Origin of the sequence: Streptomyces sp. NBC_00414 (assembly GCF_036038375.1) — a bacterium.
Lineage (GTDB): Bacteria > Actinomycetota > Actinomycetes > Streptomycetales > Streptomycetaceae > Streptomyces.
Genome location: NZ_CP107935.1, coordinates 2,847,396 through 2,870,273 on the forward strand (window position 1 = coordinate 2,847,396; position 22,878 = coordinate 2,870,273).

22 protein-coding genes and 3 pseudogenes are annotated in these 22,878 nt (G+C 66.7%); 12 read left to right on the forward strand and 13 right to left on the reverse strand.

The window, feature by feature from the left end; translation table 11 throughout:
• Positions 1–481: 481 nt before the first annotated feature.
• Positions 482–1,411 (reverse strand): LysR family transcriptional regulator, encoded by a 930-nt coding sequence (locus OHS59_RS12125; RefSeq protein ID WP_328493418.1) that lies wholly within the window; start codon positions 1,409–1,411, stop codon positions 482–484.
• Between the two features lie 143 nt (positions 1,412–1,554).
• On the opposite strand from OHS59_RS12125, the gene OHS59_RS12130 reads away from it, so the two are divergent.
• Positions 1,555–2,415, forward strand: coding sequence for an alpha/beta hydrolase (locus OHS59_RS12130; RefSeq protein WP_328493420.1), 861 nt, complete (start codon positions 1,555–1,557; stop codon positions 2,413–2,415).
• A 50-nt stretch (positions 2,416–2,465) separates the two neighbouring features.
• Positions 2,466–3,638: pseudogene (locus OHS59_RS12135) on the forward strand (MFS transporter); the annotation flags it as partial.
• A gap of 758 nt (positions 3,639–4,396) precedes the next feature.
• Here OHS59_RS12135 and OHS59_RS12140 read toward each other — a convergent pair.
• A complete protein-coding gene (locus tag OHS59_RS12140; RefSeq protein ID WP_056789649.1) occupies positions 4,397–5,002 on the reverse strand; it encodes a hypothetical protein in 606 nt (201 codons plus the stop codon).
• A 166-nt stretch (positions 5,003–5,168) separates the two neighbouring features.
• Here OHS59_RS12140 and OHS59_RS12145 point away from each other — a divergent pair, with 166 nt between their 5' ends.
• Positions 5,169–6,314, forward strand: a complete 1,146-nt coding sequence (locus tag OHS59_RS12145; RefSeq protein ID WP_328493422.1) for a helix-turn-helix domain-containing protein — start codon at positions 5,169–5,171, stop codon at positions 6,312–6,314.
• Between the two features lie 54 nt (positions 6,315–6,368).
• Here OHS59_RS12145 and OHS59_RS12150 read toward each other — a convergent pair whose 3' ends face one another.
• From OHS59_RS12150 to OHS59_RS12165, 4 genes are read right to left on the reverse strand one after another with little or no spacing between them, the layout of a single operon-like run.
• Complete coding sequence (locus OHS59_RS12150; protein WP_328493423.1) at positions 6,369–6,617, reverse strand: TIGR02679 domain-containing protein; 249 nt, start codon at positions 6,615–6,617, stop codon at positions 6,369–6,371.
• Entirely contained in the window at positions 6,578–7,018 is a 441-nt protein-coding gene (locus tag OHS59_RS12155; protein WP_328493424.1) for a TIGR02679 domain-containing protein, read from the reverse strand. The genes OHS59_RS12150 and OHS59_RS12155 overlap by 40 nt, the downstream gene beginning before the upstream one ends.
• Entirely contained in the window at positions 7,015–7,557 is a 543-nt protein-coding gene (locus OHS59_RS12160; protein WP_443061426.1) for an SbcC/MukB-like Walker B domain-containing protein, read from the reverse strand. Before OHS59_RS12160 ends, OHS59_RS12155 begins: the two co-directional genes overlap by 4 nt.
• 53 nt (positions 7,558–7,610) lie before the next feature.
• Positions 7,611–7,820 carry a hypothetical protein gene (locus OHS59_RS12165; protein ID WP_328493425.1) on the reverse strand — a complete coding sequence of 70 codons (210 nt, stop codon included), beginning with the start codon at positions 7,818–7,820 and terminating at the stop codon, positions 7,611–7,613.
• 152 nt (positions 7,821–7,972) lie between these two features.
• Here OHS59_RS12165 and OHS59_RS12170 point away from each other — a divergent pair, with 152 nt between their 5' ends.
• Positions 7,973–8,128, forward strand: coding sequence for a hypothetical protein (locus OHS59_RS12170; protein WP_328493426.1), 156 nt, complete (start codon positions 7,973–7,975; stop codon positions 8,126–8,128).
• Between the two features lie 84 nt (positions 8,129–8,212).
• Here the strand turns inward: OHS59_RS12170 and OHS59_RS12175 are convergent, their stop codons facing one another.
• Positions 8,213–9,328, reverse strand: coding sequence for an ImmA/IrrE family metallo-endopeptidase (locus OHS59_RS12175; RefSeq protein WP_328493427.1), 1,116 nt, complete (start codon positions 9,326–9,328; stop codon positions 8,213–8,215).
• 578 nt (positions 9,329–9,906) lie between these two features.
• Here OHS59_RS12175 and OHS59_RS12180 point away from each other — a divergent pair.
• The 5 genes from OHS59_RS12180 to OHS59_RS12200 all read left to right on the forward strand — a co-directional run bounded on the left by OHS59_RS12180 (position 9,907) and on the right by OHS59_RS12200 (position 14,085).
• Positions 9,907–10,158: a hypothetical protein gene (locus tag OHS59_RS12180; protein WP_328493428.1), complete on the forward strand. Its 252-nt coding sequence runs from the start codon at positions 9,907–9,909 to the stop codon at positions 10,156–10,158.
• On the forward strand, positions 10,155–10,526 hold the full coding sequence (locus tag OHS59_RS12185; RefSeq protein WP_328493429.1) for a hypothetical protein: 372 nt from the start codon (positions 10,155–10,157) through the stop codon (positions 10,524–10,526). Before OHS59_RS12180 ends, OHS59_RS12185 begins: the two co-directional genes overlap by 4 nt.
• A complete protein-coding gene (locus OHS59_RS12190) occupies positions 10,523–12,001 on the forward strand; it encodes a ThiF family adenylyltransferase (protein ID WP_328493430.1) in 1,479 nt (492 codons plus the stop codon). The genes OHS59_RS12185 and OHS59_RS12190 overlap by 4 nt, the downstream gene beginning before the upstream one ends.
• A gap of 74 nt (positions 12,002–12,075) precedes the next feature.
• Entirely contained in the window at positions 12,076–13,107 is a 1,032-nt protein-coding gene (locus tag OHS59_RS12195) for a hypothetical protein (RefSeq protein WP_328493431.1), read from the forward strand.
• A gap of 471 nt (positions 13,108–13,578) precedes the next feature.
• Positions 13,579–14,085: a hypothetical protein gene (locus tag OHS59_RS12200; RefSeq protein ID WP_328493432.1), complete on the forward strand. Its 507-nt coding sequence runs from the start codon at positions 13,579–13,581 to the stop codon at positions 14,083–14,085.
• A 350-nt stretch (positions 14,086–14,435) separates the two neighbouring features.
• Here the strand turns inward: OHS59_RS12200 and OHS59_RS12205 are convergent, their stop codons facing one another.
• The 3 genes and pseudogenes from OHS59_RS12205 to OHS59_RS12210 form a co-directional block, all read right to left on the reverse strand.
• Positions 14,436–15,641, reverse strand: a complete 1,206-nt coding sequence (locus OHS59_RS12205) for a tetratricopeptide repeat protein (RefSeq protein WP_328493433.1) — start codon at positions 15,639–15,641, stop codon at positions 14,436–14,438.
• 39 nt (positions 15,642–15,680) lie between these two features.
• Positions 15,681–16,601, reverse strand: a pseudogene (locus OHS59_RS44540) (NB-ARC domain-containing protein); the annotation flags it as partial.
• Between the two features lie 543 nt (positions 16,602–17,144).
• A pseudogene (locus OHS59_RS12210) lies at positions 17,145–17,398 on the reverse strand (Tat pathway signal protein); the annotation flags it as partial.
• A gap of 402 nt (positions 17,399–17,800) precedes the next feature.
• Here OHS59_RS12210 and cutA point away from each other — a divergent pair.
• Positions 17,801–18,127 (forward strand): divalent-cation tolerance protein CutA, encoded by a 327-nt coding sequence (gene cutA, locus OHS59_RS12215; RefSeq protein ID WP_328493434.1) that lies wholly within the window; start codon positions 17,801–17,803, stop codon positions 18,125–18,127.
• A 74-nt stretch (positions 18,128–18,201) separates the two neighbouring features.
• Here the strand turns inward: cutA and OHS59_RS12220 are convergent, their stop codons facing one another.
• The 3 genes from OHS59_RS12220 to OHS59_RS12230 all read right to left on the reverse strand — a co-directional run bounded on the left by OHS59_RS12220 (position 18,202) and on the right by OHS59_RS12230 (position 21,222).
• The gene (locus OHS59_RS12220; protein ID WP_328493435.1) at positions 18,202–19,443 is read right to left on the reverse strand and encodes a helix-turn-helix transcriptional regulator; all 1,242 of its coding nucleotides are present in this window, start codon (positions 19,441–19,443) and stop codon (positions 18,202–18,204) included.
• Between the two features lie 189 nt (positions 19,444–19,632).
• Positions 19,633–20,796, reverse strand: coding sequence for a helix-turn-helix domain-containing protein (locus OHS59_RS12225; RefSeq protein WP_328493436.1), 1,164 nt, complete (start codon positions 20,794–20,796; stop codon positions 19,633–19,635).
• Positions 20,797–20,802: 6 nt separating this feature from the next.
• The gene (locus tag OHS59_RS12230; protein WP_328493437.1) at positions 20,803–21,222 is read right to left on the reverse strand and encodes an NUDIX hydrolase; all 420 of its coding nucleotides are present in this window, start codon (positions 21,220–21,222) and stop codon (positions 20,803–20,805) included.
• Positions 21,223–21,460: 238 nt separating this feature from the next.
• On the opposite strand from OHS59_RS12230, the gene OHS59_RS12235 reads away from it, so the two are divergent.
• Both OHS59_RS12235 and OHS59_RS12240 read left to right on the forward strand, forming a co-directional pair.
• Entirely contained in the window at positions 21,461–22,321 is an 861-nt protein-coding gene (locus OHS59_RS12235) for a TauD/TfdA family dioxygenase (protein ID WP_328493438.1), read from the forward strand.
• Positions 22,318–22,737: an ATP-binding protein gene (locus tag OHS59_RS12240; protein WP_328493439.1), complete on the forward strand. Its 420-nt coding sequence runs from the start codon at positions 22,318–22,320 to the stop codon at positions 22,735–22,737. The genes OHS59_RS12235 and OHS59_RS12240 overlap by 4 nt, the downstream gene beginning before the upstream one ends.
• The last annotated feature ends 141 nt before the right edge of the window (positions 22,738–22,878 follow it).

Sequence of the window (22,878 nt, forward strand, 5' to 3'; positions counted from 1 at the left end):
CCCAACCTTGAGTAGGCGGTTCCGGTCGACCTCGTCAGAGGTGGTCCGGACTGCGCGACAACAGGAGACTGATTGATGCGTCCATGACAGGTACACCCACAGCACACTCCTTGCGCCTCGACATTCGGGGCGGGCCTCGGAGATGCCCTGTTGTGCGATGACCGACTTCGACACGTTCGCGATACCGAACAAAGGTCGAAGCGTCGAGCAAGCTGAATCATAGGGAGCCCGTAAACGACGTCAATACCTCTCGCATGTATCGCTTGAAGCACCGAAACCTTTCGGGGAGTCCACGCGTGAAACGGCGCACGTCACACCGCGATGAGGCCGGGGAAAGCAACCCGACCCCCGAGGCTCCCGGACGACCTCGACGAACGAGTTCTCCGCATCCTTGCGACCTCCGTACCGACTGCCACCACACCCACAACCGTCCCCGAGTACGAGCACGAAGCACGAGCACGAAGCAGACCAGGTGCGGCACTCATCCCCGCCCCAACCGCAGATCGAGCGCGGCCCCTACGTCAGGGCAGTTCCGGCGGACGGTGTCGAGGAACGCGCCCAGCGCCGGGGAGCGGTCCCGGTCGGCGAAGGACAGGACCAGGTCGGGCAGCGCCGTCCTCGGGGTCACCTCGCAGAACCGGATCCCCGGCCTCGGCGCCTCCCTCATACGGGACGGACCGAGGCCCACGCCGACCCCGCAGGCGGCCAGGCCCATGATCGTGTGCACGTCCCTGGCCCTGGTGGCACCCTCCAGCGCCGCGGCGTCCTCGCCCAGCAGGACACGCAGCCCGCTGGCGACGGCGGGCTCGTCCTCCCCGGCGGCCACGATCAGCGGCTGCCGTCGCAGCTGGTCCACGCTCACCGATGCCTGGCCCGCATAGGGGTGCGTGCTGCCGACCACGGCGATCAGGTGGTCGTGGCCGACCGGGACGGACACCAGGTGCTCGGCCCCTGCGCCCCGGGGCGGTCCGAGGGTGACTGCCACGTCCAGTTCCCCGGCGATGAGCGCGGCGGCGCTGCGGCCGGATGCCATCTCGTGCAGCTCAAGCCGTACGTCGGGCCGCTCGCGGCCGAACCGGCCCAGGACGTCCGGGAGCGGGTCGAGCAGTGCGGAGGCGATGAAGCCCAGCCGCAGTCGGCCCGTCTCGCCGCGCGCCGCCCGGTCGGCGTCGGACTTGGCCGCCGCCATCTCCTCCAGCGCCCGCCGCGCCCGGGCGAGGAACGCCTCGCCCGCGGCGGTCGGAAACACGCCCTGGCGCGTGCGGTCGAACAGCCGGGCCCCGGTCTCGCGCTCCAGGTCGGCGATCTGTTTGGACAGCGGGGGCTGCGCGATACCCAGCGCGCGGGCGGCCCGGCCGAAGTGTCCGTGCTCGGCGAGGGCGAGCGCGTACCGCAGATGCCTCGCTTCCACGACACCCCCTCCACACACGAAGCCCGTGCAGACGAATTCCATACCGTTCCATACCCGCGAGGTCCATACACACGAAGTATCGCCACCCAGCCTGCCATATCTTTTCCTGGATCGATCCACCGTGGTCGGCTGGGATGGAGGCCATGACCCCCTCCCTGAACAGCACGAACAGCACGAACAGCACCGTCTTTGTCCTGGTGCACGGTGCCTGGCACGGCTCGTGGCAGTGGGCGGCGACGCAGCGGGCGCTCACCGGTCTCGGTGCCGCGAGCGTTGCCGTCGACCTGCCCGGGCACGGCTTCGGCGCTCCCCTGCCCAGCGGATACCTGCGGCCCGGCCGCCCCGGCCTGCTGACCGAGAGGTCGCAGCTCGCCGACGTGACGATGGACGACTGCGCCGACGCCGTCCTGGACACACTGCGCCGGGTCCGCCGCTACGGCTGTGTCGTGCTCGTCGCGCACAGCGCGGGCGGCGGCCCCGCGTCGCTGGCCGCGGAGCGCGCGCCCGAGCTGGTCGACGGCGTCGTCTACCTCTCCGCGTTCGTCCCCGCCGGCCGCCCCCGGTTCTTCGACTACCTGAGCGCGCCCGAGAACGCCACCGCTCTGGGGCAGGGCCTCAACCTCGGTGATCCCGAGGCGCTGGGGGCCGTACGGATCGACCCGCTCTCGTCGGACCCCGCCTACGTCGAGGAGCTGCGGCAGACCCACTACCACGACACGCCCGTCGACCGCTTCGACCGCTGGCGCTCCGCGCTCAGCCCCGATCTGCCGCTGGCCGTCCCGACGACCCCCGTCACCCTCACCGCGGCACGGTGGGGCCGTATCCCGCGTACCTTCCTGCGCTGCGCGGACGACCGGGCGCTGCCGACGGCCGCACAGGACCTGATGATCGCGGAGGCCGACCGGGCCATGCCGGACCAGCCGTTCACCGTCCGCACCCTGCCGGGCAGCCACAGCCCGTTCGCCGCCCGCCCGCAGGAACTCGCCGAGGCGCTGGTCCGGTGAACCGCCGACGCCTCCTGCCGCCGGTGAACGGCCGAGGCCTTCTGCTGCCGGTGGTCCTGAGCGCGACGTTCGTACAACTGCTCAACGTCACGATCGCGCAGATCGCCGCCCCGGCCATCCAGTCCGGCCTGGGCGCGGGGCCCGGCGCGGTCCAGCTCGTGCTCGCCGGATACACCCTGGCGTACGCGTGTCTGCTCATCACCGCCGCACGGCTGGGCGAGCGCTACGGCTACCGGCGGCTGTTCGTGCTGGGCACCGCGGTGTTCACGGCCGGCTCGGTGGCCTGCGCCGCCGCGCCCGGCGCCGGCTGGCTGATCGCGGCCCGGCTGGTGCAGGGTGCGGGCAGCGGCCTGGTCGCCCCGCAGGTGCTCTCGCTCATCCGCACCGCCGTTCCGCCGGAGCGCCGCCCACGGGCCCTCGCCCTGTACGGCGCCACGATGGGCGTGGCCTCGCTGGCCGGACCGCTCATCGGCGGGCTGCTCGTCGGCGTCGACCTCTTCGGCCTCGGCTGGCGCGCGGTCTTCCTGGTCACGGTGCCGGTGGCACTCCTCTCGCTGGCGGGGGCGGCCCTGCTGCCCCGTACGCACTCCACGGACGGACAGCGCGTGGACCGGGTGGGAGCGGCGCTGACCACGATCGGCTTCGCCGCGCTGGTCCTGCCGTGCACGCTGGGCCGGGAGGCCGGCTGGCCCTGGTGGACCTGGGCCTCCTTCGCCGTGGCCGCGGTGGCCCTCACCTGCTTCGTCCGCACGCTCCGGCACCGGCAGGACCCGCTGATCCACCCGTCGGTCCTACGGGACGGGACCGCGCGGCGGGGTGTGCTGCTGGTGTTCGTCTTCAACGCCGGGGTCCCGTCGTTCACGTACCTGCTGTTCCTGCATCTGCAGTCCGCTGTCGGGTACTCGGCGCTGTCCGCCGCACTGGTGTCGGCGCCGTTCGCCGCCGCGGCCGTCGTGGGCAGCCGTGCCGCCCCGGCCCTCTCCCGCCGGCTGGGCGCGACGGCGCTGACGGCCGCCGCGCTCGTCCTGGCGGGCACGGCCGTGGCGCTCGCGCCGCTCATCGGCACCGAGTCCGGGCGCCGGGCGGCACTGCCGGTACTGGCTGCCGGAGGCGCCGCGTTCGGCCTGTTCACGGCCGCGGTCTTCACGCTGGTGCTGGCGGGTGTACGGGGCGCCGCCGCGAGTTCGGTGTCCGGGCTGCTGCCCACGGCCCAGCAACTCGGCGGCTCGATCGGGGTGACGGCGGCCGGGCTCGCCTACTACGCACCGGCCGACAGCACGAACGCGGCGTTCGCCCACGCCATGGCGTACGAGGCCGCGGTCTTCGTACTCACGGCGCTGATCGCCCTCCGGCTACGACGGGCCGGTTCAGTGCCTCAGGCGCCCTTGGCCACCGGCTCCAGGATCGCCACGCACTCCACATGATGCGTCATCGGAAAGCTGTCAGCTTGAGCGGATCACGGAAAAGTCCAGGTCAGAGCTAGTTTCTGAGCTCGCCGTCCTGCGTGTGAGTGCCTGGAGCGTCAAACGAGCGTCACGGTCGACAAGTAGCGATGGTCCTCTCCTGCTGGCCGGGCAGGTACGGGTGGGGGCGGCGACGGGCCTGTGCAGTGCCGTGCTCGCCGCCGTTCTGCCTTGTTCGCAGGCTGGTCGGAGTCGGTGCGTTCGCCGACGCGGCCATCGGCCAGTGTGCGGCCTGCGGATGGTGATCGTCTTCAGCAGCCCGCACACCGCAACTACATCGTCGCCTTCTTCGGTGTCGGCTGTTCGGCATGGCGGCTCCAGGAAGCGCGGCTACGTTCCTGACGCCAAGAGACCATCTCAATTGGCGAGTCTGCGTTAGCAGAAGAGGGTGCAGGCGATGCTGGGGAAGGCCAGGAAGTGATCGCCGCCGGCGGAGCAGGTGGGCTCGACAGCGGCGCGCCCGGGTTCCGGCCGCGCCGCTGTCGAGCTGTGGTCAGCCCTCGGGGGGAGCCCCCGGCTCAGTGGAGCTTGTTGACGGCGGTCTTCGTCGTGGTGCGGAAGGCGGTCAGCGGGGCGTCCTCGAGGTCACCCATCTGGCCCCAGCGGACGAGGGTGACGGTGCGGCCGTCGCGGCCGACGGAGAACAGGTGGATGTCGGAGATGCCGATCTGCGGGTCGGCGGTGTCCAGGCTGTAGACCCAAGCGCCCTCCTCGACGGCGAGCTTGCCGTGGGAGGCGCTGACGGCCTGCAGGCCCGGGTTCTGCTGCTCCAGCAGGGGGCCGCAGCCGGCCAGGGCCCCGCGGAGGGTGTCGACCAGCTTCACGGCGTCGGCCTCGGTACGGGCGACGGTGGTGACCTGGACGCCGTTGGTGTCGAGCTCCGTGCTGAACTCGCGGTAGCGGGTGTTCTGCGCCGGGATCTTGTACGGAGCGCAGAGGACGCCGCCGTTCTCCGGGACGCCGGTGAAGACCTGGGTGGCGGTCCACGGCGTCGACGACGGCGGCATCTGAGAGGCGGCGAGGAAGGCGGGCTGGGCAGCGGCCTGCGCCGGGGCTGTGGCGAGGGCCGCGAGGCCCAGTGCGGCAGCGGCTGCGGTGGCGAGCGCGGTGCGGAGCTTGTTCATGGTGGTGGATCCCCCGTCGGGTCGTTCGTTCGGTCAGTGCTCAACCAGCGTGGGGCCGGCGCCCGCCGGCTGCAACGATCACGCGCCCACCAGCCGTCCCGGAACCATTCCACCCCCGCTGACGTGCAAGGACGTGAAGGTGGGACGCAGGGTCGAGGGGGATGGAATGCCGAAGGACGCCGCCGTCGAGGAGTTCGCGGGGCTCGTGCGCGCGCTCAAGGCGCGGGACGGGAGGAGCTACGAGGCGCTGGGCCGACGGCTGAGCGTCAGCGCGTCCACCCTCCACCGCTACTGCTCGGGCGCGACCGTCCCACAGGAGTTCGCCGTGGTCGACCGCCTCGCCCTGCTGTGCGGGGCGGACGAGGAGGAACGGCGGGCCCTGGAGGCGGCCTGGACGGAGGCGGACCGCGCCCGCCGCCGAGCGGCCTCGCCCGCGCCCACGCCTGTGCCAGCCGTGTCGGCCGCGCCGGAATCGAACCCGGAACTGTCCGCACCGGAGGCGGACCGCGCCCGCCCCCGTCGTGGCGCCCCCGCTCCCCTCCTCGTCGCCGCCGCCGTCGGCCTCGTCGTGCTCGCCCTCGCCGCCGCCCTGCTCGGCCACCCAACCCGTACGGCTTCCGCCCCCGCTCCCGCTTCCACCGCTCCGGGGCGGACCGCGGCCCCCCTCCCCTTCACGTGGAGCATCGGTTCCCAGCTCTGGGAGGGCGGCTGCGGGCACACCTACCTCGTGGACCGGGCCCCCCGCACGGTCGCCCCGCCGCCGGTCGCGGCCGACTCCGGGGCGTGGGCCGGGACGCACGGTGCCGTGCATGGCGGGGAGGCGCTGGTGCGGATCACGGTCCAGGGCCGGTCGCCGTCCGACGCCGTCGTCCTCCATGGCCTGCACGTGCGCGTGGTCGACCGCGCCGCGCCGCTGCCGTGGAACGCGTACCGGATGGACAACGGCTGTGGCGGCGCCGTCACCCCGCGCCACTTCGCCGTGGACCTCGACCGACCGCGCCCGCTCGCGAGGCCCGTCGACGGCCTTGACGCCTCCGGCGCAAAGGTCCGGAAGATCCCGGCCGTCTCCTTCCCGTACAAGGTCACCTCCTCCGACCCCGAGGAGCTGCTGGTCTCCGCGCGGACGGCGGGCTGCGACTGCCGCTGGTACCTGGAGCTGGAGTGGAGCGCCGGGGGCCGTACGGGGACGGTGCGGATCACGGACGGCGGGAAGCCGTTCCGCACGAGCGGGACCAGGGGGAGGCCGGCGTACGTGCACGACTCCGCCGAAGGGCGCTGGATCACAGACTCGGACTCTGGACAGACCGAGTGACCGCTGAGTAACTTCGAACGGGAAGGCCGTTGCCAAGGGCACCGACCTGGAGAACTACGCAAGCACCGACGCGCTGTCGAAGTTCCGTTCGGCGGTGTCATGGAGGGTTGCCAGGGCGCGGAGAACGAGGGTGGACAGGCGGGTGCCGTCGTCGAGCGCGTGGGAGTCGCCCTTCAGGATCCGGGCAGCGAAGACGGGCAGGGGCTCGGCCTGAGCCGGGCATTCGGCGAGTACGGTCAACGCGTCCGCGAGCAGAGTGCGGGTCAGTTCCGGTGATCCACCGACCAGGCCGGCGCTCGGCACGACGCGGTCCAGTCGGAGAGCGCGGGCTGGGCCCGCACGGTGGCGTGATCGTCCAACCATGCCCACAGCTCGGCGCGTTCGGTTTCTTCGCGGCGGCGGTCGGACGCGCGGTCCCCGAGGGGGCCCACAAGTTCGGTGACGGTTTCACGGACCGTGCGGCCGGACAGTTCGGTGACGGCCTCTTCCAGGCGCGACAGAGCGACGAAGGGGCGCGGGTCCGGCAGACGATCCAGGCCGAGAAGGTCGGCAAGCGCCTCGCGCTGAGCTTCGTCGAGCGGTCCGAGGCGCACCCGTGTGACGGGGCGGCCGGAGGACAGCCGGCTGTGGACCATCTGCCAGAGCGGGCGGAGTTCGGGACGGCTCAGGGTGCGTTCGCCCTGGGCCGGTTCCGTGTAAGTCATCCTGCCTCCAGATCGGTGCCGTTCCAGACGAAGCGAGCGCTGGTGACAGCGTCGTCGTCCCCGTCGATGAGGAGTTGGTGGACAGCGATGCCGGGTAGTTCGCCGTAGGTGCACCACTCGTGGTCGGAGGTGACCATGAGATCGAGGTCGAGTGCGGTGAGCAGGGCAAAGACCTGCCCGCGGTTGACTGCGTCCACTCCGACGAAGACCTCGTCAAGCAGGATGGGTCGTGGTGCCAGTGGCACGGCCTCGTAGTGGGCGGCGACTGCGGCGAACAGTGGTAGGTGCAGGGCGATGGCCTTCTCCCCACCGGAGAGTGCGCCGTGCAGCTTCTTGGTCAGCGGCTGCCAGCCGTTTCCGTTCGCCCGATCGAGGCGCACCGTGAATCGGTGCCAAGCGGTGTAGTCGAGCACCTCGCCGAGCTGCTCCTCCCAGCTCGCGGCCGTGTCGCTGCTCTTGGCCTCCTCGATACGGGCTCGGAAGAAGCGGTGCAGGGCCGGTCGAGGCGTTTCGAGAAAGAGAGAAGAGGGGTGGATCATTTCGGGTCGCAGTTCGAGAAACCGTTTTTCAGGCCATCGCCCCCGCGAGCCCCTCACTGCGCAGGCGGGAAGCCGCGCACGGTGGTTGGGGCCAGGCCCCGGATTACGTCGACGAACGCTTGACGGTTCGAGTAGCGCACCGATGCCTTCACGCCGAAGGCTTGGCCGTCCTCGGCGGCCGATACGTGCCTGTCGTCGTCCGAGTACTCCACGGTGACGCAGACGTAGGCGTTGATCGAGCCGCGGAGGGTCCTGTGTACCAAGCGGCTGGTAGCTCTTGCTGCCGCGGCCCGGTCGGAATCGCAGCAGGTTGAGCATCACCACCAGGCCGCCAGGATCGTCGGCGAGCAAGACATCGAGATCAAGGTCGCCGGTCTCGACCATCAAGCAGCAACCGGCCCGCCGGGCGTGGCCGGTGGCCCTCACCGCTGACTACGGCAAGCGGCAGACGCCCAGCTCGGGCAGAGCCAGGCCCATCGGCCAGATCTGTATGGTCATCGCCGATGCCGACCTGCTCGACGAAGTCCGTGGTCACGTTGAGTCGAAGGACCTCGAACTCGCCGTCGGCTGATCGGATGACCGGGGTGGCTCCTGCGGTCGATGGCGGCTGCCCCGGACGTGGCACAGACGCGCATTGACGGCTTGACGCTCGCAGTCAGCCGAGTGTGACCTTGCGTTTGAGGCCGTTGCCCTGGCGCCAGTCGTAGATCCGGTCATGCTGGAGCCGTCCGACGACGATCCCCGGTGCGATACCGGCAGTATCGGCGAACGCTTCGATGGCCGTGAGCGAGAGGTAGCGGGTGGCAGCCAGCTTTTGATACGCCGCGGCGTGTTGAGGTGGCAGGAGAACGTCGGCCGCGAACGCGTTTGCCTCGTCTTCGCTGATGTCTTCGTGGCGTTTGCCGGGTGAGAGGTTGTCGCGGTCGTCCATGAAGGTCAGCCGCTTGCCGTGCAGCAGGACATGCGCGAGTTCGTGGAAGAGGCTGAACCAGAACTGGTCGTCTGTTTTGAACCGGTCGCTCAGCGCCACCATGACCTTGTCGGATGTCAGCCAGCGCGTCGCACCGGAGACGTTGGTTTTGCTGAGTGCCGGGACGAACGTCAGGGCGACCCCCACCTGCGCGCAGAGCTGCGGCAGTTCCACCGACCAGGCGTCCTGCTTCTGCAGGGTCAGTTCACGCAAGCGGGGCAGCAGGGCAGTGAGGGCCGCTCGGTCGTACGGCTCGCAATCCCGTTCGCGGGCTTCGCGCTCGGCCAGGCGCAGCCAGGTCGCGGTCGCGTACTCGTTCTGGCTGAGCATGGAGGAGCGACGGAACGCTGCCTGATAGCCGCGCCACACGTTCTCGGCGACATCTGGGGTGACCACGCCGAAGAAATCGAGCAGGCGCCGAAGGTTCCGCACGTTCTTGGACCGGTCGGGCAGAATGCCGCGACTGACCAGCTCACGCAGGGGGAAGCGATCGAGCCATCCGAGATGTTCGGACAGGGCCAGCTCTTCCACCTCGCGGGCAAGTTGTGTGCGCCAGGCGGCCTCACGGGCATTCCACAGCCCCGCAGGCACTCCAGTGGCGCGCTCCAACAGCAGGGCGGTGTCGGGGCTCAAGGCGGCGGTGCCCTGAACGACCTGGTTGATGTGTTTGGTGGACAGTCCGGTTCGGCGAGCAAGGTCGGCTTGCGGGATCCCCAGGACCTCCAGAGTCTCCTTCAGGGTCTCTCCGGGGGGCGGGACCGTCTGAGGCGCGTACGAGGTCGGGTCGGCGCCGGGGGTCATCTCGATGCCTCTCTGCGGGTGTGGAGCGGGGCGTGGCGGGGGCCAGGGGCGGCGGGTCCGGTCCGGACGTCTGTGACGAGTACGGATCGCACGTCCGAGTAGTCGAGTCTTCCGTTGGCAAGCCGAGGAGGCGGGTCGGCGCGCGGTCTCAGCAGCAGGTCCGCCTCCGGTCCAAGGGATACGAGCAGCAGGTCAGGGCTGGCCGGGCAGGGGCGCAACCTGGCTGCCGGTAGACGTGTCAGGGCGGCCAGATGGGCTGCGGCATCGATCTCCGCCAACCGTCGCCGCAGTACCGCGGCCAGTGCCGGACCGTAGCGACGCTCGCGCGCGTCGTCGTCGTTGCAGGACCGGGCCAGCTCGACGTCGAGGAAGGAGAGCTCCACCGGTCGCCTCACGAATCATTTGCATTAACGGACTCAGTGCATGCTAACATCGGCGCAAGATCGAAAAATTGCATGCACCGAACTGGTGCATGCAATAATTCCGCCTGGTCGTTTGTGCCTGTTCATGGGTGCCAGGCGCCTCGCGGGCCATGCCCGCTCGACTCCGGCATCGCCGGAAGGCAAGGAGGTCTCGCCATGGCTGTGGCAGACGCCGCCCCCAAGACCGTCACCATCACCGTGGACCGTGAGCCGGTCTCCGGTGTACCCCGCCGAACCACGCCGAACGAGATCCTGCGTCTGGCCGGGATCGACCCCGCCGGCCACTACCTCGTCAAGATCACCGGCCGTCACCAGGAGTCCTTCGAGGGGCGGGGCGAAGAGCCGATCACTGTGCACGAGCACGAGAAGTTCGTGTCGCTGTCCACGGGGCCGACGCCCACTTCATGACCACGACCGAGCCGCTCTGGGGGCCCGCCGCGCTGCAGGCAGGCCTCCAGGCCGCCGGCTACACACCGCAGCAGCAGAACGACTTCATCGTCTTCGACTACACGATCGAGGCCGGCTCGTACGCCGGGCAGACCATCAGGATCGGACTGCAGGCGACCGCGGACTACCCCACGACTCCGCCCGGCGGCCCGCATGTGAGCCCGCGCCTCGGACACCCCCAGGGGGCCGTGCACCCCTCCGGACTGGGGACGGAGTGGGAGTACTGGAGCCGTCCGGCCGCAGGCTGGGCCGCCGACCGCAGTGCCCGGGGCTACCTACGGCACCTGCGCACCCTGTTCGCGCAGCTCGACGAGCGAGCAGCGGCATGATCACCCGGTTCGGCGCGGCCGTGCCCACGCCCCTCGCCCGGCGACTCAAGGAGCACCTCCTGCGTGCTGATGGGCAGGAGGACTGCTGTTTCGTCCTGTGGCGTCCGGCCACCGGTGCCAGCCGCACCACCGCGGTGCTGGTCGAGGTGGTGCTGCCCTTGGAGGGCGAGCGCATCGTGCATGGCACCGTCGATTTCACCAGCGCCTACTTCCTGCGCTCCGCGAGCCTGGCTGCGGAACGCGACTGTGGTGTCGGCCTGATCCACTCTCATCCCCGGGGACAAGGCTGGCAGCGTCTGAACCAGGTCGACCACGACGCCGAAGCCTCCTTCGCGGCACAGGCTCTCGCACTCACCGACCACCCCCTGCTCGGGATGACCTTCGCCGGCGGCAATGCCGGGCACAGCGCCCGGATCTGGCAGAAACGCGATTCCCGGCACTACCGACCGCTTCACGCTGAGAGCGTCCGCGTCGTCGGCGAAGAGTTCAGCGTCACCTTCAACAGCCTTTCGTTCCCCGCACCGGCCGTCACGAGCGCACAGCAACGCAGTCTCTCCGCGTGGGGGCAACAGACCCAGGACACCCTCGCCCGTCTCCACGTCGGCGTGGTCGGAACCGGCTCGGTCGGCATGCTGATCGTCGAAGCCCTCGCACGCACCGGCATCGGGCGCCTCACCCTCTTCGACTTCGACTCCGTGGAGACCGTCAACCTCGACCGCCTCCTGCACGCCACATCACGCGACGCCCGCGCGAAGCGGCCCAAGGTTCACCTTGCCGCCCGAGAGGCGCGTCGTGCCGCCACCGCCCCGGCCTTCCGGGTCACCGCGCTGGAGGCGAGCATCACCGAGCCGAACGGCTTCGCGGCGGCCGCCGACTGCGACGTGCTCTTCTCTTGCGTCGACCGCCCCTGGCCGCGCCACGTCCTGAACCAGCTGGCGTACGCGCACCTCATCCCCGTCATCGACGGCGGAGTGAGCGTCGACGCCCGCGGCGGCAGTCTCCGAGGTGCCGAATGGAGGGCCCACGTCGCGGCTCCCGGCCGGGCCTGCCTCGAATGCCTCGGGCAGTACGACTCCGCGGACGTCCCCACGGAACGCGACGGCTTGCTTGAGGAACCCTCCTACATCACAGGCCTGGCCGCCGATCACCCACTGCGCCGCAAGGAGAACGTCTTCATCTTTTCCACCGCCGCAGCGGCCGCCGAACTGGCCCAGTTCATCACCATGGTGGCCGCGCCTGCCGGGATCAGCGACAACGGGGCCCACCTATACCACCTCACCACCGGCACCCTCGATCGCCGTACCGAAGGGTGCGTCCCCGGATGCCCCTACGACACGACACTGCTCGCCCTGGGCGATACGGCGCCCACCGTCACAGGGCGACACCTCGCGGCCGAGCGCGTCCGCGCCGGACGCGGCACGTTCCGCTCCCGCTTCACCGAGCTCGCGCATCGACTGCGCCAACCCAGGTCATGACAGGCGCGCTGTCCCAGCCAGCCAACGCACGTGCAATGCCTACTGATCGCCTCTCGCCAGATGGAGACGTACCGATGGTTCGAAAAGAGTCCCTTGCGCAACTTCTCGACGAAGGACGCCGCAAGATCCAGGTGACCGACAAGGAACTCGCCGAGGCCAAGCGCCGCCGCCGGCTTCTGGCCGCGTCCGTACGCCGGGCCTTCCCCGGTTCCACCAGCTACTTCAACGGGAGCGTCGCGCATGGCGACGCCAACACACCCCTGACCGACGTCGACCTCGGCGTCGTCCTCACCAGGAAGCAGGCTGGGCCGTACGGCCCAGGCAAAAAGAGCGCCCTGCCCTTGATGGAGGTCGCACGCGACGCCATCCACGACGACCTCGACGACGAGTTCCCGAACCTCACCATCGAGGTCGTCGGCCGCCGCCGTGCCGTTCTCGTACGGTTCGGCGACCCGGTGACCCCGGGGCAGTCCGACTTCACGGCGGACGTCATGACGGCGCTCCCGCACCTCTCGGGCCGCGGGCTGTACATCCCCAACAACAAGATTGCAGCACGGTGGGACCGCGCCGACCCGATCACCCACACGCGGATGGTGCTCCACGCTATCGAGGACACGAAGGTCGTCTTCGCGCGGACGGTCCGATTGCTGAAGCACTGGAACGGCACCCACAGCAAGCCCATGTGCTCCTGGAACATCAAGGCCCTCTGCCTCGGCTGCCTCGACGAGCCCATGTCGCTCATCGCCGCGCTCCAGGCCTTCTTCACCCACGCGGCGGACGAGATCGACAAGGGCCCGACGCCCGACCCGGCCGATGTGGCCGGCCCGATCCCGCTCAACATGCCACGCAGCGAGGTGCACAAGCGGCTCTGCACCGCGCGGAAGTACATCAACCTGGCGATCGACCACGAGAAAGCCGGCCGTCCGCACAGCGCGCAGAACGCCCTGCACCAGGTCCTCCCGGAACTCGTGCCGAACGCGGACGCCACGGAGGAGGAGGCAGACCGTCTGGCGAGAACTGTGCGCTCCGGCGGCACATCCCTCTCCGGGCTGGGGCTCGCCACCGGACTCGTCACGCCCACCCGGACCCGGGCGTGGGGGGACTGACGCCATGCCGATCTGGTACGGAGCCCAGCCGGCCTGGTGGGCCCCGCTCGAACGAGACGCCCGGCGGCACTTCGGTGACACTCTCCGCCACACGTACCGCCGCGACACACTGACGTACGAACTCAGCGGGCTCGACGTCACAGGCGAACGCGACCCCATCGATGTCCGGATCTGCTTCCATGCGGATCCGCCCTACTCCACCTATGGCGAGAAGCCGGAGAACTCCCCGCGCGTCCACGCCAAGCCCGGGGCCTCGTCGAAGCACCGGCACCAACCCGACGACGCCCTCTGCCTCTGGTATCCGCTGGACGCGGAAGAACAGCGCTGGACGAGTTCCAGAGGCCTTCTGGACCTCATCGAGATTGTCCGCACACACTTGTTCCTCGAACACTACTGGCGGCTCACCGGCGGTGAGTCCGACGGCCAGTGGCTGATAGAGGACGCTCCTCACGGCATGCCGGAGAGTGGTGTGTGGCAGTCATCGCGGCAGCGCAAGCGACGAAGAGCAGCTGGACCTGGGCCGAGACGGCCGCGCTGATCGTCCCGTTCATCGCCCTGTTCGGCGCCTTCCTGTCGTATGCCCTCAGCCAACGGGCCGTACGAAAAGAGCGCCGGGCGAAGTCCTTCGCCGAGGCCCTCACGGCGGTCGAGGAGTATTTGGAGATGCCGTACCGCATCCGGCGCCGCCCCGAGTCCACCTCAGCCATACGGCAGCAACTCACCGACGAGGTCAGCAGCCTGCTCGCTCGCATGGCCTTCCACCAGGCCTGGCTCCAGATCGAGGCATCGGCCGTCGCGGCCCCCTACGCAACGCTCGTGGCAACGGCACGAGCCGAAGCCGGCGCACAGATGAGCCTCGCCTGGTTACAACCGCCGATTACCACAGACGACGGAATGAACCTCGGAACCCCATACCCGCGAGATCGATCGACCTCAGCCCGGGCCTCTTGCATCGAAGTCATGCGACGTCAGCTCTAACAACGAGAGTCGGTCACGGGAGCCAACACCGAGCTGGCCTCTTCGGGGCGCTCCGGATGCCAAGTACTCAACTCTCTAGTGATTTCCTTCGACAGTTCTGGGAGGGGTGCGCCCAGGGCTCTATAGGGGGCGACAGTGTTGAGGAACTCGCCGACAGTGAAACCGAAGTCGAGTGCGCCGGCAATGATCTGACCGACACCGAGGCTCCAGTCCACAGGCTCCACAGCCCAACGTGGGGTGATTAAATATTCCTGCAGAAGCCAAGGTTGGAGATCCTCAGTGCTTTGAGTGATCGCGGGAAGCTGGGCCTCAGGATAAGTCCGGGAAAGGCATTCACAGGCTTCTCCGATCTATCCTAATTCCCTGAGCTTCCTTTTAATGCGATCGCAGTCTGCTTGCCTTCCCTGATCTTGATAGATCAGAAGGGCCCCCTCCCAAGCGGCACGCGCTTGACCTAGGTCATTAATCGAAAAACTTACTCGACCAAGGCAATCCAATGAATTAGCCTCGTAGTAAACATGGCCTAGGATGCGAAAGAGATCAAGAGCCTGTCGGTAGTAACTCAGAGCTTCATTAGGTTGAGCTGCCAGCTCGCCCACATAGCCCAAGTTGGAAAGCGCCTGCGCTTCACCTTGGCGCTCATTGTTATGCCGACACAGTGACAGGGATTTCTGGCAAAATGTGCGAGCTTCTTGATGGTTGCCAAGTCGTGCAGAGTATAGGCCCACCATACTCAAGGCATTGGCCTCCCATGTCGCATCATTGAGGTTCTGGAAAATTCGTAGGGCGCTCATGGCGTGTTCCAAGGCGCGTCGCGTCTCCCCCTTTTCCTCCCAAGCCTTTGTTAGAGTGTAGTGCACCTGAGCTTGACCGAAATCATCTGCAATCTCTTCTGCCAGATTTAATGCCTGGCGCAGATGCGTAGTTGCTTTTGTATGCTTGCCTACTCGCGTATAGGCGTGACCAAATAGCCTATGCACCATTATAAGAGCGACTGCATCACCTTCCGTTTGCGCAGCTGCCAGCGCAGAGCGCCAGGCGGCAATGCGCTCATGAAGGTATCCCTGCCGGTACTGGTAGGTGTCCATTGCCCAGGTCAATTGCCAAGCCGCTCTGTGACACCGCCCCGACTCGACCGCCAGCACTTGTACAGACCGTAAACAAGCCAACTCGCTACCGAACCAGTCTCGTGCTTTTACTGGATCAGAAAACGATAAAGGACGACATGATGAGCCCGGAGATGAAATCTCGATAGGCGGCCGACGGGGATTAATGACCCTGTCGGCCGAATGGGCGGAGTGAAGATAGAAATAAACCAGTCGGTCCAGCGCAACTTCCTGATGAATGGTCGGCTGGATTTTCCGTGCCTGCTGTGCTGCGTAAAGTTGAATGAGGTCATGCATGCGCCATCGACCGGGTACGTGCTGTTCAATTAAGGAAGCTCTTTCCAGTACCTCAAACGTCGAGACGGCACCTCTCTCTGTGAGGCCAAGTAAGTTTGCCGCCGCTGGAAGGCTGATTTCCGGAAGGCTGGCCGCGCCTAGAAGCTCGAACACGGTCCTTTCCTGTGAGGCGAGAGCCCTATATGACCAAGATAGGACAGCTGAAAGACTAGCCGATGGGTCTCCTGCATCAAGCGAGTTGAGTCGATTGGCCGTGTCGCGAAGTTCCTCAGCCCATACACTGAGAGGGAAAGACGGGTGACTTGCGGAGCGTGCAGCCACAATGCTTAGCGCCAATGGCGATCCAGCACAGAACCCGATGAGCTCCGCAACCGCTTCAGGTTCAGCGTCGAGCCGTTCTTGACTGAGTCGTAGAGTAAGCAATTCACGGGATTCATGTTCGTTAAGTCTATCCAAGACCAACCAATTCACGTTTTGTGTTGCGACGAGAGCCGAAAGTTTATCGCGGCTCGTCACTACAACGGTGCACGTAGGACTTCCAGGCAATAGGGGCGAAACTTGGGCACTGTCACGTGCATTGTCCAGCACTATAAGTATGCGTCTGCCTGCGACGAGGCTTCGAAATAAACCCACCTGGGCGCCCGGGGTATTCGGCATCCTTTCAACGCCTACTCCTAGCGCCTCCAAAAAAATATGAACAACAGTTTCCGGCAACATTGGACGGCCTGCGGGAGCATAACCATGTAGGTCTATAAAGATCTGCCCATCCGGGTAAGATTCAATATTTTCGTGCGCCCAGAATAGGGCTAGCCACGTCTTTCCGATACCTCCCGTACCCGCGATTGCGGATATAGCTAGAGTCGCTCCTGGTTGTCCTTTACGCACCAGAGGAAGGGATAGCTTCGCTAGTTCATCTAACCGACCAACGAACGGACGAGGAAGCGGTGGAAGTTGGCGCGGAATCGCCGTTGGTTGCATTGATGAGTATATATGAACATCGCCAACAGTTCCTGACTGCACAATAGCGCCACTGGATGCCGAGTTAACGGAATTGTAAACCGTTAACCTAGATGAGATTTGGTTTCGGTCTTCTGGTGAACTTTCTGATCTCATTTGTTTGAACCCATTTGCAGAGCGCTAGACTCGCATATTAAATTGCATCATAGCTAGTGCGCTATAGGCGTGCCTGCCGAGATGTCCTGCAGTAAACCCTGTCCTTGCTGCAAAACGGTCGGCTCGGTTACTTCACTCTGGCGCCACTACGGACGCTGTGTTGGAACCGATCACTAGCTGCCTGAGCTTCCCAAGTAACGATGCCTTCAGGGTAGTAGGTCACGCTCAGTTCGGACCCCGTGCAGTCAGACACTCGTGAGGTGGGCGGACCTCTCTACGGCTAGTCTCGATCACTCGGACGGATGGCTTACGTCACCATTTGAGACTCCAGGACCCACACGAAAGCCACTCCGCCCTTCGCAAACGTCCAACCCTCGTAAGCAACCTCGACACTCGGCGGCAGTTCAGACGCTTCGAGGTGTCTATGTCTTGGCTGCCGCGGGCCTGACAGGTAGTCGACGACGTGCATGCGACGGATGCCGCACTCGCCACACCAGAGTTCAGCGCGGAAGTCCTTGGTCGGCTAAGCGAGGTCGAGGTGCAGGACGCTTGGCCGTAGCGGTCGCGGTTCATGGAGGCGTCGGTCAGGACGAGGGCGCGGCGGGGATGCCCAGGGTCCACGGCTTGGTGCGCGAGGGCGCGCAGGATGTGGCCGCCGAGCGGCCCGTCGCCCGCTTCGGCCGCTATGCGCGCGGCGAGAGTGAGGTAGCGCTGGGCGGTGCGGTGCTCGGAGGCGTCGAAAGCCATCCACCCCGACAAATAGGCCATCTCCGCCACGGCCGATAGGTGTCGCGACGAGTTGATCGTGGCGCTGGTGGCCGTGCAGTGTCTTGATGCAAGTGAGGACGTCGTCGCGGACTACTTCGCGCGGGTGGTCGTAGGGGTTCGACCATTCCAGTAGGGCCGGGCGGACTCGGTTGCGGTAGAGCCAGACCGTGCCTTCCCGTCGCGGGAGGCTGCGGGGTCCGCCGTCGCGCAGGACGCGGGTCCAGCGCTCGGCCTCCGAGCGGATGCCGGCTGCTAGCCCCTCCAGCCTTTCGGCGAGCCAGCGCACGACTCCACGTTCGCTGAGGCGATGGATCGCCCCGAGGTTGCGAGTGGAGCCATTGTAGACCGCCCAAAAGGGCCATCTACTTCTCCGGAGCCAACCTGAGGCTGCTGAGTAAGGTCGTGGTACATCGAGCTGGAGAGGTAGTTGCGTGGCCAACGAGATTGTGATCGCACAGACGACCATCGACAACGAGGACCAGGCAAAGGAGCTGGCCCGGGGCGCGGTGGAAAGCAAGCTGGCAGCCGGCGTCCACATTGACGCGCCTGTCACTGCCGTCTACTGGTGGAAGAGCGAGGTCGAGACGACGTTGGAGTGGCGTATCTCGTACATGACCACGACAGATCGCCTCTCGCAGCTGGAGTCGTGGTTGTCCGAGAGGCACCCGTACGACGTCCCTCAATGGATCACGCTGCCTGTGACTGGGGGATCGGATGCATATCTGGCGTGGGTTGTTGAGGAGACAACGCGGGACTGACAAGTGACGCGATGTGCGGCGAGCTGCGACAGTCGGTTTCCGTGGTCGCCAGTGTCCGGGACAATGGGATCTGCTCAAGCCGCGAACTGTCCCAGGTGATGAGCGAGTTCTCGCTCACTGTCCGGGAGCCGTGCGGCGATCTTCGCGGCACGTTCCTTGCCCATCGTGTTCGGCTTGGCTTGTGATGCGGCCGTGAACTGGCGTGACACGTGAACGCCTTGTTCAACGTCGCCCCCATGTAGAAGCGCCGAGGCGAGATCACCGAGGACAACAACGCCGCCGTCCGGGAGTTCGTCCCCGAGGCGGCTGATCGCAGTGTCGGCCGTGAGGGTCAGTTCGGGCCGCCCCAGCTGCCCGAACACGGACAGGGCCAACGAATCCATCCGATACGGCGTCACGAAGCGGGCCCATGACTGTTCACCGGTGTGATCCGCAAAGTCGTAAGCGAAGCGCGCTCGGTCAAGCGCACGCAGAGCCCCTATCTCGTCACCGACCGCGGCAGCTTCCTCCGCATGTCTTCCGAGTACCCAGGCAGCGGCCGTGGCGTTGCCGTGACCGCGTACGTCCTTGGAAGCTTGAGAGAGGAGTTCCAGCTTCCTCTTCGGTGTCGAAGCCTCGTAGCTAGCGTAGGTGAGAGCCAAGGCTCTGAGCGGAGGGTGCCCGGCCTTCGTCGCGCACGCAGTCGCGACGTCGTAGTAGGCGTCGGCCTTGTCGTACTCGCTTAAGTCCCAGGCCACCCATCCGGCCAGGGCAGCGGTTTCCCCGGCCGCGATGGTGAGAGCCCGTTCATGCTCGCCGGCATGAGGCAGGGCTACCGTGATCGCGTCGAGGTGCGATTCGACCGTGCGTTGCAGGCGCTGGGCACTGAGGTTGAGTTCCTGCACATGCAGGTCGGCAGCTCGGTTGATGAGCGCGACCGCAGCGGGCGTGTCGATACGGGAACCCTTACTGAGAGCGAAAGCGAGCCTCCCCCAGGGCTCGGCAGCCGCGCTTACGCCGATGGCGGCGCTGCCCAGCAGCTGGCGGCGCTTCACGTCGTCCTGGTCCTCCTCTTCACGAACGTTTCCCCGCCGCCGTCGAGCACGGGCCGCTTTGGCCGCCAGGAGTAGCTCGTCGACGGGGACCCCGGAGGCCGCAGCGATGTGGGCGAGTGTGTGGTTCGTTGGGACGTTCTCGGAGTTTTCATAGCGGCTGATCTCCCGGCGACTCACGGTTTGTCGCCCGGAGGCAGCGTTGATCGCGTCGGCCTGCTCCTCTTGCGTCCGGCCCGCGCCCTTCCGGAGCCGGAGCAACAGTTCGGCGAACTGATCTGGCATCAGTGTGACCTCTGTCGTGGGCGGAATCCAATCATGGCCTCAATTCCCCCGGGGTTCCCCCTTGACAGAAATTTCCCCCTCGGGATTCCCCTGGTAGACGGCTTCGCAACGCGGTGCGATGGGCACATGACCACGCTCCTCAAGCTCGGTAACCGAAGCCGGCCGGTGCTGCTCTGGGACGGGATCAAGTTAGGCGGCCATCTCCTGCCGAATCCGGTCCAGGCCATGGTCTGCGACTTCCCTGATCTCCGGCAGCCGATGGCGCGCCGCGCGCACAATGCGCTGCAATTGGTGCGGAAGGCGCTGGCGGACGGCTTCGTCGACGGCGGTGTGCAGGGACTGCGCGGCGCGGGCGTAGTCGTCAGCGGCCAGCCGTACTTGGGCGACGGTGATGAGTTCGATCACGCGCCACTGCGGGGCGACGGCCATCGTCGGTACGGGACTGCCCTGCTCGACCAGTCGTATGGCGATATCGGTCTTGCCAATAGCCATCAGGCCTCGAAGTCGGATCTCGTGCAGGGCGTAGGGATTGAACAACGAGGTGTGTTCGGTCTCGGCGAGAAGCCGGTTCGTTTCCCTTATCGCCTCGTCGAACAGGGGCTGATTTCGGATGGCGCCGGCCGCGCGAGCGAGGAGTGGCAGCACAGCTGCTTTGGCCTCGTGGTCCGGTGCAAGAGCTGCCGCGTGTTGAAGCCGGTCGACGGCGGCTCCGTGAAGGCGGGCTTTGCGCAATTCGTTTCCGTGCATGCGCAGCACGTAGGACGTGAAGACCGGATCGCCGAAGTAATGAGCGAGGGCGATGCTCTTCGCAGTCCAGCGGGCAGCGGTACTGAGTCGCTCCTCTGGCAGGACATTGCCCAGGGCGACACCAAGGCCGACACGAGCTCGAGCCAACAGGTACAGGACTTCCCGTTCCATGTGACCGTCCTCCATGCGCGCTTCGAGCCGGGCGACCAGTGGCCACAGCTCGGCGACCGCTTCGGAAGCGTGCCCGGATTGCCGAGCGATCTCGGCAAGGCGGACGGTGGACTCGCCGAACTGGAGCATGGCGCGGTGATCGGTGTCCGCAGGATCAGTAACGCCGACGACGTGCGGAGGCAGACACAGGGACTTCGCGATGTGTCGACGAGAGCCGACATCTTCGAGGCTCCGTTTGCCCAGTTCCAGCAGCGAGATGTACGTCTTGTCGTAGCCGAGAAGCTTTCCGAGTTCGGTCTGGGTTATGCCGTGCACACCGCGGTGGAAGCGCAGGATAGCCCCGATGTCGCGGGTGGCGAGGATTGCCTCGGCCTGCGGGGTGGCCCAGTGCCACAGGGTGTGTTGAGGGCGTCGTGCCATCATCGCGCCGTCCATGGCCGGTCACATCCGCGCAAACCAGGTACCGATGGACTGTTTGTATCCGTCCGGCATGGCCAAGCCGGACACTTCGTCGGCCGGGAACATCCCGAGTTGTTTGTGCTCGTGACTCAGCACGGGGGTCATGTCCGGAGTGAGGACAGTGCATCCGTAGGTGACGATCACGACTCGCCGGTCCGGCATGGCGACGGGCAGCGGCTGGTAGATCCACACGTCCAGGAGCGGACCGGCCTTCACCGCCCAGCCGGTCTCCTCCTCGATCTCCCTCTCCACAGCGAACTCTGGTGTGGTGTCGCGGGGTTCGAGTCGCCCTCCTGGCAGTTCCCACTCCTCGCGTTCGTTCTTCAGCAGCAGTACGCGTCGCTGGCTGTCCACGGCGACGCCCTTGACGGAGACGGGCCATGTAGGGGGCGTGTAATCCATCGCTCTCCTCGCATTACACGTGTGGCCGGGGGTGTGCGGAACGTAGCACGCGCCCCGTGGACCAACACGGGCGTGGGTGAATTGCCCGAGTCGACAATCCGTCGCTTTACCCCCGCCCTCGCGGCGCCGAACAGTGAGCTTCTTCAGAACGGCCACGATCGGGTGACGGCTGTATCTGCCGGGGTCAGCTGCTGCCGCAGCCCAGAAGCCGGGTCAACCGGCGAGAGCCATTCGCCCCATGGTGTGGCTGCTGAAGAAGCTCAGTGAAAACACCACAGCGCCGAGAAGGAGCTTCAGGATGCGCCGAGTTCATGAGCCGTACGCCGACGTCTTCGCGCGCAACCGTATCGACCTCACCGTGACGGGAGTGGAGGCGAGGATCGCGGGGCGGCTTCGGGAGACGGGCCTGGTCACTGTCGACGGCCTTGCCTCACGCGCTGCCGTGCTCGCTTTTGCCACCCGGATCATGAATGTGGTGCCGCACCGCGACAGTGACCCGGATGGTCTCACCACGATCTGCGACACCCGTCGCGATGCGCATCGGGCGGGCTTCGCGGGGTTCAGCAACGTCTCCCTCGATCCGCACACCGAGCGCTCCGGGACACCCAATCCGCCCCGTCTGATGCTCCTTGTGTGCGGGCAAACTGCCGTGGTCGGCGGGGAATGTCTGCTCACCGATGGGCAGGCCGTGCACTCCGGCCTCTTCGCTGATGAACGGCAGGCCGGACTTGCTCTGGCGCAGCCCCGCACCGCCTTCTTCGGCGCCGGTGACGGACACACCACGCAGGTGTTCACCGTCCATGACGATCTGAGGGTGTCCGTTCGTCTCCGGTTCGACGGGCTGGCGCGCTGGAACCCGATAGTGCAGCCCTACCTCCCGCAACTGCGGGCCGCGGCCGTACATCATCAGGTACGTCTTCCCCTGGCTCTCGGCCAGGGCTACCTGCTGGATAACGAACGCTGGCTGCACGCGCGACGTGCCTTCACCGGTGATCGTCTCTTCTGGCGTGCCCTTGGTGAGCCCCTGTTCCCCATGCCGCACGGGTTCTTTCCCGCCCGCGTCTCCGTTCGCACACCCGTGCTCTCGGAGGCAGGATGATCGCGAAACGAGGCACCACGTTCGCGACGGGTGTGACGACGTCCAGCGAGTCCTTCGCCCTCAGTTCCTCACCCGAGGACCAGGCGGTTCTGTGCGGCTTCCAGGTCGACTTCCTCCCGGCTGAGATCCGCACTGCGGAGATGAGACAAGTCGCCAGGGGCCAGCTGAGCCGGTGGAACCTGACGATGCTGACCGACGACGCCACGCTCGTCGTCTCCGAGCTGGTGACCAACGCCATCAAACATGGCAAGGGAAGATCGGTCGGACTCAAGGTGCGACGCTTCACCGATGACCTTCGCATCGAGGTGACCGACGACAGCTCGACTCCAGCACGGCTGCGTTCTGCCGGCCCGGCCGCCACGAGAACGGCCGCGGCCTGTTTCTCGTGGCGGCCGTCGCGAAGGAGTGGGGCGTGAGTCCCGACGGCACGATGACGTGGTGCTCACTGACGATCCCCGATGAGGCATCGTGATGGCCACAGTGACGGCTGATGTCGCCGGGCGGTTGCCGAGTCCGGGAGCCTCCAACGATCGCGAGACGATCGGCGTGGGTCTGTA

Excerpts from the sequence above, each read along its gene's own strand:
- OHS59_RS12130 (WP_328493420.1), top strand. The coding sequence starts at position 1,555 with ATGACCCCCTCCCTGAACAGCACGAACAGCACGAACAGCACCGTCTTT.
- OHS59_RS12140 (WP_056789649.1), bottom strand. The coding sequence starts at position 5,002 with ATGAACAAGCTCCGCACCGCGCTCGCCACCGCAGCCGCTGCCGCACTG.
- OHS59_RS12145 (WP_328493422.1), top strand. The coding sequence starts at position 5,169 with ATGCCGAAGGACGCCGCCGTCGAGGAGTTCGCGGGGCTCGTGCGCGCG.
- OHS59_RS12155 (WP_328493424.1), bottom strand. The coding sequence starts at position 7,018 with ATGACTTACACGGAACCGGCCCAGGGCGAACGCACCCTGAGCCGTCCC.
- OHS59_RS12160 (WP_443061426.1), bottom strand. The coding sequence starts at position 7,557 with ATGATCCACCCCTCTTCTCTCTTTCTCGAAACGCCTCGACCGGCCCTG.
- OHS59_RS12175 (WP_328493427.1), bottom strand. The coding sequence starts at position 9,328 with ATGACCCCCGGCGCCGACCCGACCTCGTACGCGCCTCAGACGGTCCCG.
- OHS59_RS12180 (WP_328493428.1), top strand. The coding sequence starts at position 9,907 with ATGGCTGTGGCAGACGCCGCCCCCAAGACCGTCACCATCACCGTGGAC.
- OHS59_RS12185 (WP_328493429.1), top strand. The coding sequence starts at position 10,155 with ATGACCACGACCGAGCCGCTCTGGGGGCCCGCCGCGCTGCAGGCAGGC.
- OHS59_RS12190 (WP_328493430.1), top strand. The coding sequence starts at position 10,523 with ATGATCACCCGGTTCGGCGCGGCCGTGCCCACGCCCCTCGCCCGGCGA.
- OHS59_RS12195 (WP_328493431.1), top strand. The coding sequence starts at position 12,076 with ATGGTTCGAAAAGAGTCCCTTGCGCAACTTCTCGACGAAGGACGCCGC.
- OHS59_RS12220 (WP_328493435.1), bottom strand. The coding sequence starts at position 19,443 with ATGCCAGATCAGTTCGCCGAACTGTTGCTCCGGCTCCGGAAGGGCGCG.
- OHS59_RS12225 (WP_328493436.1), bottom strand. The coding sequence starts at position 20,796 with ATGGACGGCGCGATGATGGCACGACGCCCTCAACACACCCTGTGGCAC.
- OHS59_RS12230 (WP_328493437.1), bottom strand. The coding sequence starts at position 21,222 with ATGGATTACACGCCCCCTACATGGCCCGTCTCCGTCAAGGGCGTCGCC.
- OHS59_RS12235 (WP_328493438.1), top strand. The coding sequence starts at position 21,461 with ATGGTGTGGCTGCTGAAGAAGCTCAGTGAAAACACCACAGCGCCGAGA.
- OHS59_RS12240 (WP_328493439.1), top strand. The coding sequence starts at position 22,318 with ATGATCGCGAAACGAGGCACCACGTTCGCGACGGGTGTGACGACGTCC.